This window comes from Flavilitoribacter nigricans DSM 23189 = NBRC 102662 (assembly GCF_002646595.1).
Classification (GTDB): Bacteria; Bacteroidota; Bacteroidia; order Chitinophagales; family Saprospiraceae; genus Flavilitoribacter; species Flavilitoribacter nigricans.
In genome coordinates, this window is record NZ_PDUD01000018.1 from 143,834 (window position 1) to 164,969 (window position 21,136).

Sequence of the window (21,136 nt, forward strand, 5' to 3'; positions counted from 1 at the left end):
TACGGAGCAGCCGGATTAAGTTTTTTACCTGTTTTAAACTGTCAGACCGGAAAAGCTATGAACAAACCCAAAAAATCACTGCAGATCTCGGCCGTCAATTCCAACTTTGAAAGAGAACCACTGCGGCATCCGTTTGGCTTCAAAGGGAGCGCGATGACCAATGTCTGGCAGATCATTGCCAAGCTGGAAGAGGCGAACGGCACGGCAAAGATCGGCCTGGGTACCCAGAACGTTCTGTGGTCGGACTCCCGCGTATTTGCCGCTCATTCGGAGAACGGAGGCAATGCCCTGATGTACGCCATTACCGAACGGGCCCTGCAAATGATCAAAGGACAGACGTTTTCCGATCCTATCAGTATGCTGGACGAGATCCTGCCGGAGGTACTGGCCTACGGTAAGGAGATCACCGGCCTGAACAGCCTACGGAAAACTTTCGCGCTGAACGCGCTGGTGCCGGTGGATAATGCCGCCTGGCTTTTGTACGCGGCGATAAACGGGATCGATAGCTACGACAATATGGTACCGTCGGAATATCGTCCGGGACTTTCCGCCCGTCATGACAAAGTGATCAGTATACCTGCGCTGGGCTACGGCACTTCTATGGAAACTATCAAAGGCCTGGCCGACCGGGGCTTCTTTATCATGAAGATCAAGATCGGTGCGCCGGGAGACCAGAAAACCATGCTGGAAAAAGATAAGGCTTTTCTCAAGGGCATTCACGAAACCATTGGGCACTACGAAACGCCCCACTCCCCGAATGGGAAAATACCGTATTATTTTGATGCCAACGGCCGCTACGAAAGCCAGGACACTCTACACCGCTTCCTGGATTACGCGGAACAGATCGGCGCACTCGATCAGATCGCCGTACTGGAAGAACCTTTCGGGGAACACAACCACGACTCGGTGAGCAGTCTCACCGCCCGCGGCCCGCGCGTTGCCGCTGATGAAAGCGCCCATACGGACGAAGATGCGATCAGTAGGATCGAGCAGGGCTATAATTCCATCGCCGTAAAGGCTATTGCCAAAACGATGAGCATGACCATGAAGATCGCCCAGGCGGCCTACGAACGAAATGTACCCTGTTTCTGCGCTGATCTTACGGTGAATCCCATACTGGTAGACTGGAATAAAATGGTAGCGGCCCGTCTGCCGGCTTTCCCCGGCTGGAATATGGGCATGCAGGAGACCAATGGGTGGCAGAATTATCGCGACTGGGAGGAAATGCTCAGCCATCATCCCCAGCCAAATGCAGACTGGGTGCCGTCCAGGGACGGGCTTTATGATACCGGCGCTGCCTTTAACCGAAAAAGTGGGGGCATCTTCGCGGAGTCGGAATATTATAAAGGGCTCGTATAGCTAAGGCACAGGATTTAGGGACGTTTGGGTGCTGAGCCCAAACGTCCCTAAAATTATTCTGAAATAAAATACACCTTCGCAATTTTGTGATCCACGATCTTATAGATAGCGATCGCCTGTAAAACCCGCCCGCCGGGAAATCCCGTCACCCGCTCGTGATCGATTACGGTATTGCCCATAATGGTGCGATTGACCAGCTCGCAGTGCAGATCGGGGATCTGTTTGAACATACCGGAGTAATTTACCCTCATTTGCTCCTTGCCCTTTCCGATCAGTTGATCCGGGAAATTGTACAACTCCACATCCTCGCTGTAAGGAGCTACGAAGGCCTCGATATTCCGGGCATTGTAGCCATTGAGTTGCTGCTGGACCAGATCTTCCGGGGTCGGCAACAGAATGGTATCCGGTTGCATCAGGTTACCGGCTTTGATCACATAAGCTACATCCTGGATAGCCTGAATATCTTCCAGTGGATTGCGGTTGAGGACCACCAGGTCGGCGATCTTGCCGGTCTCGATGCTGCCCAATTCATCTCCCATATCCAGTATTTTGGCCCCGTTAATCGTGGATGCCGCGAGGATCTGTGCGTTGGAAAGACCGGCACCTTTCATCCGGTCGATTTCCGAGAAGTAAGACGAGGTATGCAGGGTGCCGATGTTGCCGGCGTCCGTACCGGTGGCTATCGTCACGGACTGACGGCTGATCAGTTCTAAGTTAGCATCCATAATGCTGTCTTCCCGGGCCTGCCGGGCCTCCAGCGTAGGCAGGCGGGCTTCATAACGGTCGAAAACGCTTCCTTCCGGAAAGTGCTGCGGATCGTGTAAGGATCCGAGGGGGATGGGATTGGCGTAGGCAAAATCAGCAGCGGTGTGATCCAGTTTTTGCGCAAATGCCTTTAGGTACTGACCACCCACCATCAAGGTTGGAATATACACGACCTCATTTTCTACCAGCGAACGAATGAATTCATCGTCTACCGGATCGTCTACGCTGTGAACTAAAATGTCTGCTCCGGCTTTTATAGCCAGTTTGGCGGTATTGAGCTGCGTTGCATGCACGGCCACTTTCAGCCCGTGTCTGTGGCTTTCGGCTATGGTCGCTTCAATGATCTCGTAGGTTGACTCGGCCGAAAGTTCCCGGGTAGCGATGTACCAGATCTTGATGAAGTCCGGTTGGTAGGGGAGTTGCTTTTGCACCAAAGCAATCGCTTCTTCCTTATTATTCACCTTTACAATGGGCGGATCCTCGATCTGAAAAGCGGCCGGCTGGTAGGTAGATACCAGAGGACCGGTGAGAAATAGATTGGGATACAGGGTACTGTCCCGGTAAAGATCCCGGATCGTATAGTTGTACATCGGTCCGCCCACATCGATCACCGTGGTGATGCCGCTGCGGAGGTAACGCTTGAGCAGATCCGGTGCCTGTTCCTGTAGCCAGGCGATCTCTTCTTCATACGGGCGGTTTTTGGTGAGGTTGATGGCATCCGGGCGGGTGTAAAGTCCGCCGGATTGGAACAGGTGGATATGGGCATCCACCAGGCCGGGTATGAGCCACTGGCCACTGCCATTCAATTTAGTAACACCATCGGGTATGGAGATATCCGGACCCACAGCCCGGATCTTTCCATCTTCGATCAGGATGGAGCCTTTTAGAGCACGGCCTTCAACTACATCGATATAGTTGATGTCCGTGATGGCAAGCGTAGTCTCTTGTCCAAAAAGCAGGGAGACCAGCAGAAGCAACGCAAGGGAGAAACCGTATTTCATAATTTGATTTTCGGGAATGATTAGAGCAGTGTTTTACGAATTCATCAGTATAGCTGCCACCATAAATAACACGCAATTACCGATTAAAATGATCAGAAAATGGCGATAGTGTCGCTTTAAAACAGCATCGTCAGTTTGGTCCAGGTACGCCAATAGCGCTGACCTGTCGGCCGCAGCATAACTTACGAAGGGGTAAATTAACATTAAAAATACAAATGACCCGATCTTGCTATCCGGAAGCAGGTGATTACCCGATCGTCCCAAAAGGATAATACACCAGAGAGCGGGGATCAGGCACAATTGCATCTTGGCCAGAAATATCCAGGCGCCACTGACCGGACGTTTTCTGGCGTCTGTATTGAAAGCATATATGCCGACCAGGAGTTTACTCAGATAATTTATCGTTGTCATAAACGCCAGTTTTTGCGGGCAGCGGATAACAGTATGCCCCGTTTGTATAGCCTCGCGTTGAACAGTGATCTTAAGGTGTTAAAAACGAACACTTTAGCAAAATTGACGATTTAATAAATAAACGTCATTGCTATGTTATACCCATACACCAAATTTCCATTATTTCTATTATTCTTTATCGGTTTTGTTCTGCCGGTCGCGCAGGCCCAGGACCCGAATGTCGGTTTCACCAATAGTATCACCATGGCCGAGACCAACAAAAGTTACGGGCGGGACATCGTCGGACGCTTGACGGAAGCGGATCTGCTCAAACGAAAAGGGGAGTGGCAGGAGGCCCTGCTCGCCATCGACAAGGCGCTGGCCCAGCAATCCGAATGGATCCCGGGGCTGGTCGCCCGCGCCGAGATCCTGACCTTTATGGGGCAAAATGCGGAAGCGGAAACAACTCTTAATCGGGCCAGACTGATCAACGAAAGGGCAACGGAAGTACTCATGAGTTATAAATTGAAGAATCCTACCCGCTTTCTGGCATTATTCCCCCAGGCCTGGATCACGGAACGCCTGCCGCTGCCGGTGGCCGAAGTATTGTGGGTAGATATTAATGCGCCCGATTATGATCTGTTGGAGCTGGACTATTTTAATACGCAATACGATCAATTGATCTACGCTCCGGATTCCGTTGGTGTATTCGATCTGATCCGCTTACAGCTGAGCGAAGACATCGGCGATTTGCCGCAGGATGTCGATCCGTACCTGACACCGGAAACCGATGTGAGCCTGCGGGAGATGCTGAAGGGAAATGTAGAGCTACTGTACCGCCATCCCAATGATGCTATTTACCATTATACCCGCGCCATTGAGCAGGGTACGGAATCCTGGCCGGAATTACGATATAATCGCGGACTTACCTTTATTTTTATGAACCGCTATGCCGTAGGGTGCCGCGATCTGGAAACCAGTGCGGACCAGGGATTTCGGCCGGCGCTGGCTATGCTGAAGTACCTGTGTAATTTCTAAGCCGGGAAACGGGAAGCAGTACAGCGTGTGTACTGCTTCCCGTGGAAGCTACTTCAGCGTCACCAGAAAAGCCATCACATCTCTGATCTGGTTTTTATCCAGGATATCGGCCATATTGAACATGCCGGAAGGAAGCATTTCCCGTTCCTGTATTTCTGATTTGGCAATGTTACGGACCGGATCATTGCCAACCTTTACCTTCAGTGCGGATTCGGTCTCTTCTTCGAGAATACCCGCAACTTCTTTCCCATCTTTTAATTTCAGGAGGATCGTACCGTAACCGGGAGCGATCCGGTCATTAGGCGCCACCAGAGCGAGCAGAAGGTCTTTGCGATCCAGCTGGGAGGCAATATGGGTCAGTTCCGGCCCTACAGCCCCTCCACCTTCATTAACCACGTGGCAGCGGACACACTGGGCGGTTTCATTCCGGAAAAAGATCCGGCGCCCCATCCGTTCATCACCGCCGTACATGGTCGCCGAATAGAGCGCAAAAACATCGGTACTGTCAATTGATGCTTCGTATTCCTTGCTTTTCGCTTTCAGCGCATCGAAACTACTGTTATCAATGGCCGCCAGGACGTCAAATTGCAGTGATGGATCGATCGCTCCCTGACTAAATCTATCCCACCATTTTTCCAGTAAAGCTTCGGCCTCGGAAGTCGACATTTTGGAAAGGCTCGCCAGCGCCCGTTGCTTTTCGGGAACGGTATTATTGTTGAGTATCTTTTCGTATTTCCCTACGAGTTCCGCTTCGGGTAATTCCACTTCGCTCAACAGGTCCTGGGCATTGGTACGCAGGTCCATATTTTTATCGACCAGGGCAATATCCAGGGCTGTCGCCAGATTTTCGCTTTTCAGGGCAGCCAGTGCGTTGAGTGCAGCCGCCCTGACGTCCAGTTTAGCGCCTTTATTTTTGAAAAACGTGAAGATCCTGGCTTCTCCCTGCTTATAAGCCAAACGGCCCGCAGCGGTAATGGCCGCTGCCTGCAAGGCCGCATTAGATTGATCCAGTAACTGGTCAAAGGTCGTTTTCAAAGCAGCCTGCCCATCGGACAACTGGTGCCCGCTTAGTTCCCGGTAGCGGCCGTCGACCCGGTCGAGTAGGGGAGGATCGCTCCAGTAGCCCAGCGCCCAAAGTGCATCGGCCCGCATAGCTTCCGGAGCCCTGGCAGATCTTGCATAGTCGGCCAGTCGCCGGGCACTCGCTGCATCGGCAACTCTTAAATTCGCGTTGATTGCCCGGCGCAGAAAAATTTCATTGGTGGAATTGGTGGTTGCGAGCGTTTGGGCCAAAATTGGCAATGCCTCCGGAATAGAAAGATCATCGTTGATCGCCCGGGCGGCTTCCGCCAGCACTAAAGGATCTGTATCCTGCAAAAATGTAGTAACGGCCGGATCACGCAGCGTCCGCAGGGCCATGATCGCTCCGAGCCGGACCTGCCGGGAAGAATGACTGGCGAGTTGGCCCAGTGCAGCGGGCTGGTTCAGCCGGGAAAGCGCATGGGCGATACCGTGCCGCAGATGAGTTTCGGATTCTTCGACCGTTACGAGCAGATCGACCAATGGATCAAATGCCGCATTGTCGCCAATTTTTCCGAGGGCTTCGGCGGCAAAAAACTGAACCCGCCGGGAAGGATCCTGCAATCGGCTGATCAGAGGGATCATGGCTGATTTAAACCCGACCTCACCCATGACCTTTGCGGTCTGGGCGCGTACTTCGGCTTCCGGATCATCCAGAAGAGACTGTATAGATACTGCCACGTCCATATTCTGGTTGAGACGGGCGTATTGGCCTACGCCCCAGATGCCGTGTAATCTTCCGAAAAGATTGGGGCCGGTCTTCGCCGTAGCGATCAGTGGGTCCGGTTCGTTGCGACGGACGAGTTCAAACTGAGCCGCCATCCGTACGCGCTGATCGGAATGAGCGAGTAATTCAGCCAGTTCGGCTACGCTGTGATTGCCCACGCCGGATTGGAGCAATTGCTGGGTTTCGATGCGTTCCGGGCTTCTTTCTTTCACGATATCCATTTGCCAGATCCGCCCGGTCGGCTTTTTATCATAACTGTCCTTCCAGTCGTTGATGTACAGCGCACCGTCGGCGCCGAAGGTAATACCGGTAGGTACAATACCGCCAACGACATCCTGCTCTTCCACAATTTCAAAGGAAGCGCCTTTTGGCTTGATCTTAAAGCCGATGATTTTGGAACGGGCCGACGAGGCGGTAAAGTGGGAAGAGAAAAAGAAATCGTTCCATTTGGATTCCAGCGCAGTACCGGGATTGAATGCTAGACCGGCCGGGCCGTCGTATGCCAGAGCCAGGGGAGGCGTAATGTAAGCAGCCTGCCCGGAAAAATGCGGAACCGATAATTGCTCGTCCATCCATACTTTATAGGATTCGTTCGGATTATCGTATTTACCGAATTGCCAGTTGATCCGCCAACCCGAATCCGATCCTTCTACAATATGTACATACCGTTCGTGCTCGCCCTGGTGGTCGCCATCGTTGTCGACACTGATGAGGTTGCCAAAGTTGTCGAATGCCAGTTCCTGGGGATTGCGAAGACCGTGGGCGAATACTTCAAAATCGCTGCCATCCGGATTGCAACGCATGACCGCACCCTCGTTGGGATACGCCCAGCGTTTCCCGTCCGGCCCGACAACATTGACGCCGATATCGCCAATGGACCAGTAAATTTTACCGTCAACGCCCATGGTGAGCCCGGACATATCGTGACCGGCGTAAGCGATGTGAATGCCGTAGCCGTGACTGATCTTTTCCCGCTGATCGGCAACGCCGTCCTGATCAGTATCCCGCAATTTCCAAACATCCGGAGCTGCGGTCAGGTATACATTGTCATCGTAATTTAAAATCCCGGCCGCAACGCCCGTCAGCATGTCGTTGAACCCTTCGGCGTAGATTTGGGACATATCCGCCCGGCCGTCGCCGTCACTGTCCCATACGCGCCGGATATATTCACTCTGCACCTCCAGATCGCGATAATCGTGAATGCCGTCTTCATTGAAATCGTCCTGCCAGGTATTCTGATCGCTCAGCTCGGTCGCTAATTTTTCCAGGTGCAGGGCCCGGGTATCTTCCAGACTCTGCAGGCGCAGTTCGTCGACCATCCAGTCGCGGTGCGCCCGGATATCGATATCTGAACTTTTTCGGCGATTGGTTTCCGCTACGTACGCAATTCCCTGATTGTCAAAGGTTATTGCGACTGCGTTACGCAATAACGGCCCCGGAGCCCAGAGTTTGAGGGCCAAACCTTCCGGTAAAGTGGCCGACACCTGGTTAGCTTCCTCAAAATCAGCCGGTTCCGCGTGGACGGTTTCCGGTGCGATCTTGTCTTCTTTGCAGGCCGTCAGGACCAATAAGAGTGCAAAAAATAACTTCGATAGTTGGTTCATCATCTTGAAATTTCTTCCCATTTTTGGATAGGGGAGTAGCCTCCGTAAAATTAATAAATCACCCCAGGGGGCTTACTTCTTGTGTTGTGGTTTCAGCTAAATTCTAAATAAAACAATTTGTTTTTTGTTTAATTCGGCGTACATTTTCTTGCAACTCAATAATTATGTTAAGTAGAATCCTGTTCTAAAATAAACTGAACATGGAGCGGAATAGGGCACCTGATTTTGGCTAAGATAGAATGGATCGGGAATATTTCCTCATGCCGGAGGCAGGATGAAGTGTTTTTATTTTTTGCCGAAAAAGTATAGTTCCGGCCGTATTGCGGCGAATTTGGAAAATTTGTGCGGACTAAGTGCTTTGAATTAAAATAGGCCATTGCTCATAGATAATCTAGTTCCTTGACTGTGTAGCGAATCAATAGCCCTTACTTAGCCTTCTTTATTCTGCTGTATTTGCCGTCATACCGGGCCACTACCCGTATTTTCTGCTGTATTTGATTCCTATAATATATATTATGTTAAGTAGAATAGTGAAAAATGCCAAATAAGCCCCTTTTGGGCATTTCTGAAGAAAATTCGTAGTTCTGGAGAAGTTTTGAAAAGAATGAAATTCCATAAGCCCTTGTTTCGAAAAAGTTCTACCAGTAATACTGGATGAAAATTCCTGCGGAAAAAATCACCATCCCCTACCCTGGGTAAAATCGCTCCAGACTCCTCCGGGTGTGCCATCCGGAGATTTCCAGCTTATTGCTTTTAAAAACTGAAAATAAGATTAATGCCTTCATTTAGAACGCAAAACGGTCGCGAACTCAATATATTATGAAATAATAAATGTAAAAAACACATTTAAAACTTTGGGGCTTTGACTTATTTAAATATTTTTGTAGAAAGCTAGATATTAGAATAAAATTTTGTGGTTCGAACGAATCCAAATTATTATTTTTAATAGTAGTGACCTCTGTATTTATAGTGTTTATTCACTAAATCAAGGATATGAATAAAGCAAAACAATCCAAGCCATTGTCAGGCAGGGCTACGGCAACTGCATTCCGACACCTTCTCCTGACACCTCTACTCCTCCTGTTGCTGAGTTCTGCTCTCCTTTCCCAAACTCGCGTTATTACAGGAACCGTACAATCAGACGAAGAAAACATCCCCCTGGTCGGAGTTAGTATCCAGGTCAAGGGGACCTCTACCGGAACCATTACCGACATTGATGGAAAATACCAGCTGGAAGCTGCGAACGATGATGTTCTTGTGTTTTCCTATATCGGTTATCAGAACCTGGAAGAAACGGTTGGTGAACGTTCCCAGGTCGATGTCAGCCTGCTGTCCGCATCAGAGCTACTGGATGAAGTAGTGGTTATCGGTTACGGTACGGCCGAAAGAAAGGAGATCACCAACTCAGTGGCCAGTGTAGATGCCAAAGATTTCAACAAGGGTAATGTGAACGACCCGGCGCAGCTGCTCCAGGGTAAAGTAGCGGGACTTTCCATTGCCAAACCGGGCGGTGACCCGAATGCCGGATTCAACATCCGTCTTCGCGGTTTGTCCACTTTTGGTGCCAATTCCCAGCCGTTGATCGTTATTGACGGTGTGCTGGGTGGTTCGCTGCAGACCATCGATCCGAATGACATTGAATCGATCGAAGTGTTGAAGGACGGCTCCGCTGCCGCCATCTACGGTACCCGTGGCGCTTCCGGGGTGATCATTGTAACGACCAAAAGAGCCAAGGTCGGCGATGGCGCCCGTATTGACTTCAACTCCTATGTCGCTACGGAAAACGTCGCCAAATTTGTCCAGAACTCTACCCCGCAACAATATCTCGAAGCCGGTGGCGTGGACAATGGTAGCGAAACCAACTGGCTGGACATGCTGACCCGCAACGGGCTAACGCAGGTTTATAACCTCTCCGCCTACAACAGTATCGGCAGTGGCAATTACCGCGTTTCCGTAAACTACCGGGATGTAAACGGTGTGGCGCTCAACAGTGGTTTTGACCAGATCAACGGTCGGTTGAGCCTGACCCAGCGGGCCATGAATGACAAACTGAGATTGTCTTTCGATCTGGGTGTGACCAAACGTAACTCGCAATTCACGCCTTACGAAACGCTGCGGTTTGCCATTATTGCGGACCCCACGGCTCCCATCTACAATAACAACAATCCGGACGACGGCTATTGGGAACCCAATACCCCTGAATACCATAACCCCTACGCTATTTCCCAGGAAGTAACCGACCAGGGGATCTTTAAGACCTTACTCGGGAATATCCGGGTCGATTATGAATTATTCAACGGATTGAGCCTGGGAGCATTTTACTCCCATCAGTACGCCAATGACCTGCGGTCTCAGTACTTCAGTTCCAAAACCAGGTTTACCTCTGCTTCCGGGCAGCGGGGCCGGGCGAATAAATTCACCGAAGATCGGAAGAATGAGTTGTTTGAATTTACCGGTACGTTCAAGCGGAATTTCGGCAAACTCAGCCTGAACGCAGTAGCCGGCTATTCCTGGCAGGAGTTCTTATTTGAGAACTTCAATGCCTTTAACACCAACTTCATTACGGATGATCTGCTGTTCAATGCCCTCGAACTGGGGCTCGGTACCGCCGTTGGCAGTGACGCTACGGCCGGTATGAACAGTCAGAAAGAAGAATCCCGGCTAATTTCTTTCTTCGGTCGGACGATATTCAACTTTGATAATAAGTATTTCCTTTCCCTGGCATTACGGCGGGAAGGATCTTCCAAGTTCGGACCAAACAACCGCTGGGGTAATTTCTACTCCATCAGTGGTGGTGTCGACCTGGTGCAGGCCGCCAATGTCCCGATGGACGTGTTGAAGCTACGCGTGGGTTACGGTGTTACCGGCAACCTGCCGAATCAGAATTACGAATATCGGACGCGTCTTTCCCGCGGTTCCCGGACTTTCTTCAACAGTCAGCGCTATCTGCAGGGGGTAAACTTCGCTTCCAACCCGAACCCCAACCTGAAATGGGAACAGAAAGCAGAAACCAATATTGGTCTGGATTTCGGTTTCATGGATAACCGGATCAATGGTGCTATCGATTACTACGTTCGGAATACCACGGATGTACTGCAGTCGATCAGTGTACCGGTACCACCGAACTTCTTCCCCTCTACCCTACTCAATATTGGTGAGCTGAAGAGTAACGGTCTGGAGGTTACGCTGAACTACGCAGCGATCCAGGGGCCAAGCTTTAGTTACAATACCGGACTGGTATTCTCCACCTTCAACACCGAACTGGTTACGCTCGACGGCGAAAGAGAGCAGATCTTTATCGGGAACCTGGGCCCTCCGGGCCTGAACGGTATCAACGTGATCCGGGTAGCTGAAGGCCAGCCGATCGGCGATATCATGGCTCCGCTCTACGAAGGACTCAACGATGACGGCCAACGGATCATTACCGATCAGAACGGTGACGGAACGATCAGTCAGGAAGATGATGCCGTTGTGGTGGGTAACGGTCTGCCGGACTTTGAACTATCCTGGAACAACTCGGTACAATTCGGCAACTTCGATCTGAGTGCCGTGATCCGGGGTGCATTCGGCCACAGTCTGGTAAACATCAACCGTGCCTATTACGAATCACCGGCTGCTGCGAATAATTACAACCCGGTTCGGACCAAATACTACCTGCCCGAACTCACTGAATCCGAAAACTGGAACAGCTACTACGTAGAAGAAGCTGATTTTGTGAAGCTGGATAACATCACGCTCGGTTATAATCTGAACTTTTCCAACGCCAGTGTGCGGAGTCTACGCTTCTATGCCTCAGCTCAAAACCTTTTTGTGATCACTGGATATACCGGAGTGGATCCCGAAGTTCATTACAGCTACGGATCTGTACTTGCGCCCGGAGTGGATGACCGGAACTCCTATTTCAGGACCCGGACCTTCACTTTTGGTATTAACCTGGGGCTTTAACCTTTAAAGAATTGGAAATGAAGCATTTAATAAAATTTAAAACCGGTGCATCTGTCTTCCTGCTTTTGAGCTTCGTCGCCTGTACGGATCTCGATACAGAGATTTACAGTGATTTGACACCGAATACGGAATATACTACGACGGATAACCTGCTGGCTGCTATCCTTACGGCCTACGGTCCGCTCAGCAATAGCTACGGTAATAACGGACTCTTTGAGGTCCAGGAATTGTCCACGGAAACGAGCGCGGCTCCCGCCAAGTTCGGCCCCTGGGACGATGGAGGGATCTGGGCCCGTCTGCACCGCCACGAATGGGAAAACAACGCCTGGTTCATCAACAACACCTGGAACATGTGTTTCAGCGGTATCTCCACCTGCAATCGCCTGATCGAAGAGTTCCAGGCTACCAGTGGTGATGTGACCGCTGCGGTAAATGAATTGCGCGGCGTACGTGCCCTTTACCTTTTCACGGCCATGGATCTGTGGGGCGGAGTACCCCTGGTGACGACGTTCAAAACGGCGGAGGCGAATCCCTCACGGGCTTCCCGTACGGAGGTGTACAATTACATTGAGAGTGAATTACTGGATATCATTCCTTCGCTTCCGGATAATCCGAAAGGGGAAAACTACGGTAGGATCAACAAGTGGGCGGCCATGGCCCTGCTGGCCAGAATGTATCTGAATGCGGAAGTCTACACGGGTACTCCCCAGTGGCAGAAAGCTGCTGACATGGCCCAGATGGTCATTGACGGCGGTCAGTTCTCGCTGCAGACGGATTATCTGGACAATTACATCACCCGCAATGAGAGCTCCGTGGAAAACATCCTGGTGGTCAGCCACTCTGCTTCCAGCGGCGGTGCATTCAATATGCATATGCGTACCCTGCACCCGCTGAGTAAGGAGACCTACGGCTTTACGACCGGTCCGTGGAATGGATACACCGCCCTTGAGGAGTTCTATAACTCTTTCGAAGAGGACGATAAGCGACGGGATATCTTTATTACCGGACAACAGTATACCCTTAGCGGAGAACCGATCCAGGATCCGAACGGGGCCATCGAGATTGACTCCAAAGGTAATCCCGATCCCGACGGAACGCCACTGATCTTCACGCCCTATATCAACGAATTGACGCCGAAGGCTTTCAGCCAGTCCGGAGCCCGGATCGGGAAATACGAATTTGCGACCGGCCTCGACCTGGCCATGGATAATGACTTTCCGGTATTGCGTTACGGTGAAGTCCTCCTGGTGCGCGCCGAAGCCCTCTGGAGGATGGATAACGGCAACCGGGAAGCGGTGGAACTGATCCGCCAGATCCGGGAAAGAGCCGGTCTGGAGCAGATCGATCCGTTGACGGAAGATGCCCTCTACAACGAGATCCAAAGAGAACTGGCTTTCGAAGCCCAGGCCAGAACGGTCATGATTCGGTACGATCGCTTCAATAATACCTGGTGGGAAAAAACGATTACGGACCCGAACAAGAACCTGTTCCCGATTCCAACGGCACAGTTGAACGGCAATCCCAATCTTACTCAGAACCCGGGATATTAATGGATAAATGCGCAGGGTGGCACTGGACGCCACCCTGCGTTTGATCTTTTGGACTTTCTCCTGTTAATGGCGCCGGCGGACTATCGGCAAAGGATACCTTTTCCGAGCGCACTGGCTTCGACCACTCCTACTACCCTACATTCATCGGGATCGATTCGGATCGAACCCGAAACTACGCTTATCCATTTCGAAGCCTTCCATACCCCATTACGGGAAGACCGGTCAGATCAAACTACTCAAAATGGGAGCGTCCCCTACCCTTTTCAATATGATCTGGTTTCCCGGTCGACCGCTAACCCCGGCTATAGAACAGGTAACTAAGTAAAACTGATATGGACACGTACCGAGAGGCTATTGTTGCCGGTCTGTTAATACTTGTAATGATCTTCATCGGGTGTGACTCGCCGGAACGGCGATACAAGCGACTGGAAAAGAAAGAACTAGCCAGGAATGAGCGCTTTGATGATCTGTTCTTTGGCATTCGTTTTGGCATGAGCAATCAGGAGTTTCGTGACCACTGTTACGAGATGAACCTCCAGGGGAAATTCAAACAGGGCGGACAACGCAATCTCATTTGGGTAGAATGTAAGCTACCCGAAGAAATGGACTATCCGGCAGCGATTAATTTTTATCCGGAGTTTACGAACGATACCATCACCGGAATGAATGCTTCCGTATATTACGACAATGCCGTCTTTAGGGATGGTATTTTTGAAACGGACAGCCTCCTCCTGGACGTCCTGGCCCTGTCGGATAAATGGTACGGTGCCGGACATACGCGGATTGAGAGCCCGGTCTTTTACAAGGAGGATATCTACGTAAAGATCCGGGGAAACCGGCGCATCACTATTTATCCGGATATTAGCGGTCAGATGATCAACCTCTGGTATCAGGATCTGAAATCAAGAAAGCCTAATGAAGATGAGTAGAACGTCTTGGCGGTTAGTGTGTTTTTTCGGTATGTTGTTATCTTCCTGCGGAACGAAAAGCCCGGAAGGTAATCCGGATACGCTTTTTACGCTAATGGGGGCAAAGACGACGGGAATTGACTTTGAAAATACCATTACCTACGATAAGGACTTCAATATTTATACTTACCGCAATTTTTACAACGGAGGTGGTGTAGCGATCGGTGACATCAATAATGACAGCCTGCCCGACATTTACTTTACTTCCAATCAGGGGGCCAATCAACTCTATCTCAATAAAGGCGACTTCCGCTTTGAAAACATTACGGATCGCGCCGGGGTAGCCGGCACCCATGCCTGGTCGACCGGCGTGGTGATGGTGGACATTAACGGAGATGGTCTGTTGGATATCTATGTCTCCAATTCCGGAGATGTGGAGGGCGACGATAAACAAAATGAACTGTTCATCAACCAGGGCGATCTAACTTTTACCTCTGAAGCCGAAAGCTACGGACTGGCCGATGAGGGATTGACGACCCAAACCGCTTTTTTCGATTATGATCAGGACGGCGATCTCGATGCCTACGTTCTCAATAACTCCTTCCGCCCGATCAGTTCTTTCAACCTGAAAAACAACGAACGGGTGATCCGTGATCCAGTCAATGGAGATAAGTTATACGAAAACCGAGATGGACATTTTTACAATGTCAGTGATTCCGCCGGCATTTACGGCAGTATCATCGGCTTTGGGCTGGGTATTCTGACTTCGGATCTCAACGGCGACGGTTGGCTGGATATCTACGTGTGTAATGACTTCTTTGAACGGGATTACATCTACATGAATAATCGGGACGGCACATTCAGCGAGCAACTCACCCAGCAGATGCGATCGACCAGCATGGCCTCCATGGGCGTGGATATCGCCGATCTGAACGACGACGGATACCCCGAGGTATTCGTGACCGAAATGCTCCCGAAAGACGAAGCGAGACTCAAAACTTCCATGACCTTTGAGAATTGGGCCAAATACCGGTTCAACCACCGGTATGGCTACCACCATCAGTTCACCCGGAATATGCTCCATATTAACAGCGGTCCTTTTGATACCCTCCAGGATATCGCTTTTACCGAACAGGGCCGGCTGCGCGGAGTGGAAGCCAGCGATTGGAGTTGGGGTGCACTCCTGGCCGATCTTGACCTGGACGGTCACAAAGATCTCTACATTACCAATGGGGTTTATAAAGATATTCTCAACCAGGATTACCTCCGTTACATTTCGAGTGACGTCGTCATCGAGAGTGTTATCTCCGGGGAGGGCGTCAATTACCAGAAGCTTATTGACATCATACCGTCGCAACCCATCTCCAATGTTGCTTACGCCGGCAGTAAAGAGGTGCTGTTTACGGATAAAACCCGGGAATGGGGACTGGAAGTGCCCGGATTTTCGAACGGTGTAGCCTACGGTGATCTGGACAACGACGGGGATCTGGACCTGATCGTCAATAACGTAAACATGCCGGCTTTTGTGTACCAAAATCAAAGCCGGCAAATAGATCCCGAACGGTCCTATCTGAAGATCAAACTGCGGGGACCGGATAAAAACACCCAGGCTATTGGTGCCCGGGTATTGATCCGGCACCGGGGTGAAAGCCACTGGCTGGAACAGGTGACGGTTCGGGGATTTCAGTCTTCCGTCGACGATGTACTGACCTATGGTTCCACCAGTACCGAGCCGATAGACAGTCTGGTGGTTTTCTGGCCGGACGGACGGGAAAAAGTCCTGACCCAGATGCCCCTAAACCAGACTTTGTACCTCAACGCGGCCGATGGACCGGATACAATAGCTGATGACCGGGATGAATCTTGGACCGCACCTGACTTTGCCTTTCAGGATAGGACCACTACCCTACCGGATTCGCTCCTGCATCGGGAAAATGAATTCAGTGATTTTGATCGCAACGGCATGTTATTCCATATGCTGTCAACGCAGGGACCGAAAATAGCGGTTGCGGATATCAACGGCGACGGTCGGGAAGATCTATTTCTCTGCGGTGCAAAAGATGCGGCCGGAAAGCTTTACCTACAAAATGCCGACGGCAGACTTTCCGCCCTGGCATCGGCCACTCTGGATGCCGATCGACGCTGTGAGGACGTAGATGCCCTGTTTTTCGATGCGGATAACGACGGCGACCAGGACCTTTACGTGGCTAGCGGTGGCAATGAATATGTATCCAGCTCATCGGCCCTCTCCGATCGGCTGTATCTCAACGACGGTCGCGGAAATTTCACTAAATCACCCCAGCTATTACCCGTTTCCCAATTCGAAAGTACTTCCAATGTCACTGCTGCCGATTTCGATAAAGATGGTGACATGGACCTGTTCGTAGGGATTCGACTCAAGGACCGGATGATCGGTATACCACAGAACGGCTACCTATTAGAAAATGACGGTCAGGGCGATTTTACGGAAGTTTCCAGTGAGATCGCCCCCGGACTACAGGAGATCGGCCTGATCACGGATGCCGCCTGGACCGATATCGATGGCGACGACTGGCCGGACCTTATCGTTGTGGGGGAATGGATGCAGGTTGAAATATTCCGGAACCAGAATGGGCAATTTTCCCGAATGACCGAAGCCGCCGGTCTGGACCAATACCGCGGCTGGTGGAATACCGTAGCCGTAGCGGATCTGGATGGCGATGGGGACTCAGATCTGGTACTGGGCAATCACGGATTGAACAGCCGCTTCGAAGCATCTTCGGAAAAACCAGTGAGTTGTTACGTGAATGATTTTGACCAGAACGGAACGATCGAACAGGTGATCTGTACCTACAACGGAGCGGATGCCTATCCCTTAACGCTGCGGCACGATCTGACAACGCAAATGCCGGGATTAAAGAAGCAGTTCCTGAAATACGAGGATTACAAACTCAAAAAGATCGAGGATATCTTCTCAAAAGACCAGCTGGCCGGTGCCCTCGTCCACTCGGCAAATTTTCTGCAGTCCGCAGTAGCCATTAACGACGGTAACGGTCATTTTCACCTGGAAGCTCTTCCTCTGGAGGCTCAGGTTGCACCGGTATACGCCATTCACATTACGGATCTGAATACCGACGGCATTCCCGATCTTCTGCTGGGAGGGAATTTATTGGAAGTAAAACCGGAGGTCGGACCCTATGACGCAAGTTTCGGGACCTGCCTGCTCGGGCGTGGCGATGGCACCTTCCGGCCGGTTGCCAATGCGGCCATCGGTTTGAAACTCGAAGGACAGGTTCGGGATCTGCGTCCCTTCCGTATTGGAACCAAAGAATTAATTTTGGTGGGTACCAATAACGCCAGAGTGCAGGCACTGGAAACGATTAAGGCAAACCGTTTAATTACTGCCCAATGATCAAATGGCCTACGGTTTTGGTGTGTAGCGGATTCATTGCGCTAAGCCTGTGGAGCTGCCGCAGTCGGGAAAAGCTTTTTACCGCTCTACCCGGGGCACAGACCGGAGTCGATTTCACCAATCTCGTGGTTGAAACCGATAGTTTCAATATCAATCAGTATCTGTACGCCTACAATGGCGGCGGAGTTGCCCTCGGTGATATAAATAATGACGGACTGGTTGATATCTACCTGGGGTCAAACCAGGGATCCAATCGCCTCTTCCTCAATAAAGGAGACCTGAAATTTGAAGATGTAACGGAAAAAGCCGGTGTCCAGGGATGGATCGGCAAGCGGTACTGGACGACCGGTTTGTCCATGGTAGATATCAATCACGACGGCTGGCTGGACCTATACGTTAATCAGGTGAGCAACACCAGTCATCTGGACGGTCACAATTTGCTTTTCATCAATAATCAGGACGGTACATTTTCAGAGCAGTCCCGGACTTACGGCCTCGACTTCCGCACCTTCGCCCAGCAAACGGTCTTCTTTGATTATGACCGGGACGGCGACCTCGATGCCTATCTACTCAATCATTCGCTTCACGAACTGGACGTTTACGTAAAAACCGCCAAGCGGGATCGCCCGGATCCGCTGGCCGGCGATCGTCTCATGCGCAACGACGGAGGAGTTTTCAAAGATGCAAGTAAAGAGGCGGGCATCTACAGCAGTGCCATGGGTTATGGCCTTTCGGTTAGCCTGGGTGATGTAGATAATAATGGTTGTCCGGATATTTATGTTTCCAATGATTTTCACGAGAACGATTATCTGTATCTCAACCAGTGTGATGGCACTTTCCGCGAACAGATCCGATCTCTACTCCCCTACTGCAGCACCTTCTCCATGGGTAGTGATATGGCGGACCTCAATAATAACGGCTGGCTGGACATCATGAGTTTGGATATGAAACCCGAAGATGAAGTGATCCGCAAGCAGTCTTCCGGCGCAGATCCGTATGATGTTTACAATTATAAACTGAGTTTCGGCTACCACGAGCAGTACCCACGTAATATGCTCCATCTGAACCAGGGAACGACGGCCTCCGGCATGGTCCCCTTCACGGAAGTTGCCCAGCAACTGGGCGTTGAGGCCACGGACTGGAGCTGGTCGGTATTACTGGCCGATCTGGATAACGACACCCATAAAGATCTCCATATTACCAACGGTATTTACCGGCGCCCCAATGATCTGGACTACATCAATTACACCTTTCACGAAGGCAATCAACAGCGCTTGTCGGCCCTCGAACTGGTTTCCAAAATGCCGGATGGCCGGGCCGCAAACTATGCTTACCGCAATAGAGGCGGCTTGCAAATGGAAAATGTCTCTGAGCAATGGGGCCTGGACCTGCAGGCCTACTCCATGGGGTCGGCTTACGGGGATCTGGATAATGACGGAGACCTGGACCTGATCATCAACAACCTGAACGCTCCCGCGACCTTATACCGGAATAATACCGACCAAATTAGTCCCAATCAGCACCTGACGGTTAAGCTGGAGGGGCCGGAAAAAAATCCCCGGGGTATCGGAACGCGCTTGGAACTTTTTCTGCCGGATCAAAAACTTATGCAGGAAGTATATCCGGTGCGCGGCTGGTTATCTTCCTCGGATTATTCGGCCGTTTTCGGATTAGGCACCCACCAACCGGACAGCCTGATCGTACGCTGGCCGGATGGGAGATCACAAACGATACGCACACTGAGTCCCGGGCAACCTGTTAGCCTGCAATACGAGGCATCCACTAATGGCTCCCGGCCATTGGTTAACACAAACAACCTATTGCAAAAAATAGCGGACCATCGTGGTCTGGAGTTCAGTCATCTGGAAAATAATTTTACGGATTTTGACCGGGAGCTGTTATTACCCCACGAAATTTCCCGGGAAGGACCGCCTCTGCTGGTTGCGGATCTGAATGGTGATGGTGCCGAGGATGTATTTATCGGAGGAGCAGCGGGCCAGTCCGGCCGGCTCTTTTTTCAGGATGAGCGCTCCAGACGGTTTGTGGAGCGTATACCTGAACCGTTTATGGAGGATGAGGCCAGGGAGGATATTGACGCGGTCTTTTTCGATGCAGATGCGGATGGTGATCCGGATCTGTACGTCGTCAGTGGCGGCGGACAATATGTAGGCGATCTCAATGCCGACCGTTTGTATCTCAACGATGGACTGGGGAATTTTTCCCGCTCAACCCAGATCCCGGCAATCACGGCCAATGGCGCCTGTGTGGTAGCCGCTGATTTCAACCGGGATGGTTTTACCGACCTGTTCATCGGTAATCGTTCAGTGGTGGGCAACTATGGGTATTTACCGGATGCCTACTTGCTTTGGAACCGCGGCAACGGCCGGTTTGCAGCGGACCGCTCGGAAAAGACCAGTGCGCTTCGGTCCATTGGAATGATCACGGATGCCTCCTGGGACGAAAAAGCGCAACAACTACTCGTGGTTGGAGAATTTATGCCCATCAGTATCCTTCGTTTTCAGGACGAGGAACTAAGCCTGGAAGCTTTGGAAAATACTCACGGCTGGTGGAATACGATCCATCCGGTGGATATTGACTGGGATGGCGATCTGGATTTTCTGGTGGGCAACTATGGATTGAACAGCCCCCTGCATCCCAGTTCCTCCGAGCCGGTCCGCCTGATCGTCAAAGATTGGGATAATAACGGGCAGTCCGATCCAATGCTTACGCATTACCGTCAGGGAAAAGAATGGTTATACCACGGTCTGGATGCGGTCAAAAAACAAATACCGGTGATCCGCCTGCGGTTCAATGATTATCACCTTTATGCTAAACATACCCTGGATCAGACTTTTTCGGAAGCGGACCTGAATACCGCGGAAATCCTGTACGCTGAGACCTTTGAGTCGGTAGTATTGATTAACCAGGGAGCAGATGGCTACATCATGCAGGCCCTACCGGCCGAAAGCCAGACGGCTCCCATCTTTGCATTCTATACCGCCGACCTCAATGGCGACCAGCTGACCGACGTGCTGGCCATGGGCAATACCGAAGTGAATCCGCCCTCCATCGGCAATCAGAAGGCATCTACCGGGTTCTGCCTGCTGGGAGCGGGAAATGGGCAATTTCGTGCGCTGCCCCCGGGCGAGAGCGGCCTGGCCGTTACCGGATCGGTGCGAAAGATCCGGGGTCTGGACCTGCAAAATGACCACTGGATACTGGTGGCTAAAAATAATGACAAACTGGAAGTGTGGCAAAGTCAAAGCAAGCAACGGAAAATGACGGTAGAAGGTAATATATCGGCCGATCTCCCGGAAAGTAGTGAGGATCATGATCTGTAATCTCGTTGTCGCTAATTTTTGACTATCGCCTCCTTTC

The 21,136-nt window shown here is 51.1% G+C and carries 10 protein-coding genes; 7 read left to right on the top strand and 3 right to left on the bottom strand.

Annotated features, from left to right (window positions below):
• Positions 1 to 57: 57 nt before the first annotated feature.
• Positions 58 to 1,359 carry an enolase-like domain-containing protein gene (locus tag CRP01_RS11720; RefSeq protein ID WP_099150466.1) on the top strand — a complete coding sequence of 434 codons (1,302 nt, stop codon included), beginning with the start codon at positions 58 to 60 and terminating at the stop codon, positions 1,357 to 1,359.
• A 53-nt stretch (positions 1,360 to 1,412) separates the two neighbouring features.
• Here CRP01_RS11720 and CRP01_RS11725 read toward each other — a convergent pair whose 3' ends face one another.
• Entirely contained in the window at positions 1,413 to 3,125 is a 1,713-nt protein-coding gene (locus CRP01_RS11725) for an amidohydrolase family protein (RefSeq protein WP_099150231.1), read from the bottom strand.
• A 33-nt stretch (positions 3,126 to 3,158) separates the two neighbouring features.
• On the bottom strand, positions 3,159 to 3,536 hold the full coding sequence (locus CRP01_RS11730; RefSeq protein WP_099150232.1) for a hypothetical protein: 378 nt from the start codon (positions 3,534 to 3,536) through the stop codon (positions 3,159 to 3,161).
• Between the two features lie 132 nt (positions 3,537 to 3,668).
• Here CRP01_RS11730 and CRP01_RS11735 point away from each other — a divergent pair, with 132 nt between their 5' ends.
• Positions 3,669 to 4,553 carry a hypothetical protein gene (locus CRP01_RS11735; protein WP_099150233.1) on the top strand — a complete coding sequence of 295 codons (885 nt, stop codon included), beginning with the start codon at positions 3,669 to 3,671 and terminating at the stop codon, positions 4,551 to 4,553.
• Between the two features lie 48 nt (positions 4,554 to 4,601).
• On the opposite strand, the gene CRP01_RS11740 is transcribed toward CRP01_RS11735, so the two are convergent.
• Entirely contained in the window at positions 4,602 to 7,967 is a 3,366-nt protein-coding gene (locus CRP01_RS11740) for a HEAT repeat domain-containing protein (RefSeq protein WP_170110334.1), read from the bottom strand.
• Positions 7,968 to 8,957: 990 nt separating this feature from the next.
• On the opposite strand from CRP01_RS11740, the gene CRP01_RS11745 reads away from it, so the two are divergent.
• The 5 genes from CRP01_RS11745 (at position 8,958) to CRP01_RS11765 (ending at position 21,099) form a co-directional block, all read left to right on the top strand.
• Positions 8,958 to 11,909 carry a SusC/RagA family TonB-linked outer membrane protein gene (locus CRP01_RS11745; protein WP_099150235.1) on the top strand — a complete coding sequence of 984 codons (2,952 nt, stop codon included), beginning with the start codon at positions 8,958 to 8,960 and terminating at the stop codon, positions 11,907 to 11,909.
• 17 nt (positions 11,910 to 11,926) lie between these two features.
• Positions 11,927 to 13,459, top strand: a complete 1,533-nt coding sequence (locus tag CRP01_RS11750; RefSeq protein ID WP_099150236.1) for a RagB/SusD family nutrient uptake outer membrane protein — start codon at positions 11,927 to 11,929, stop codon at positions 13,457 to 13,459.
• A gap of 332 nt (positions 13,460 to 13,791) precedes the next feature.
• The gene (locus tag CRP01_RS11755; RefSeq protein ID WP_099150237.1) at positions 13,792 to 14,388 is read left to right on the top strand and encodes a hypothetical protein; all 597 of its coding nucleotides are present in this window, start codon (positions 13,792 to 13,794) and stop codon (positions 14,386 to 14,388) included.
• The gene (locus tag CRP01_RS11760; RefSeq protein ID WP_222845714.1) at positions 14,381 to 17,758 is read left to right on the top strand and encodes a VCBS repeat-containing protein; all 3,378 of its coding nucleotides are present in this window, start codon (positions 14,381 to 14,383) and stop codon (positions 17,756 to 17,758) included. Before CRP01_RS11755 ends, CRP01_RS11760 begins: the two co-directional genes overlap by 8 nt.
• Positions 17,755 to 21,099: a VCBS repeat-containing protein gene (locus CRP01_RS11765; protein WP_099150239.1), complete on the top strand. Its 3,345-nt coding sequence runs from the start codon at positions 17,755 to 17,757 to the stop codon at positions 21,097 to 21,099. The genes CRP01_RS11760 and CRP01_RS11765 overlap by 4 nt, the downstream gene beginning before the upstream one ends.
• Positions 21,100 to 21,136 lie beyond the last annotated feature (37 nt).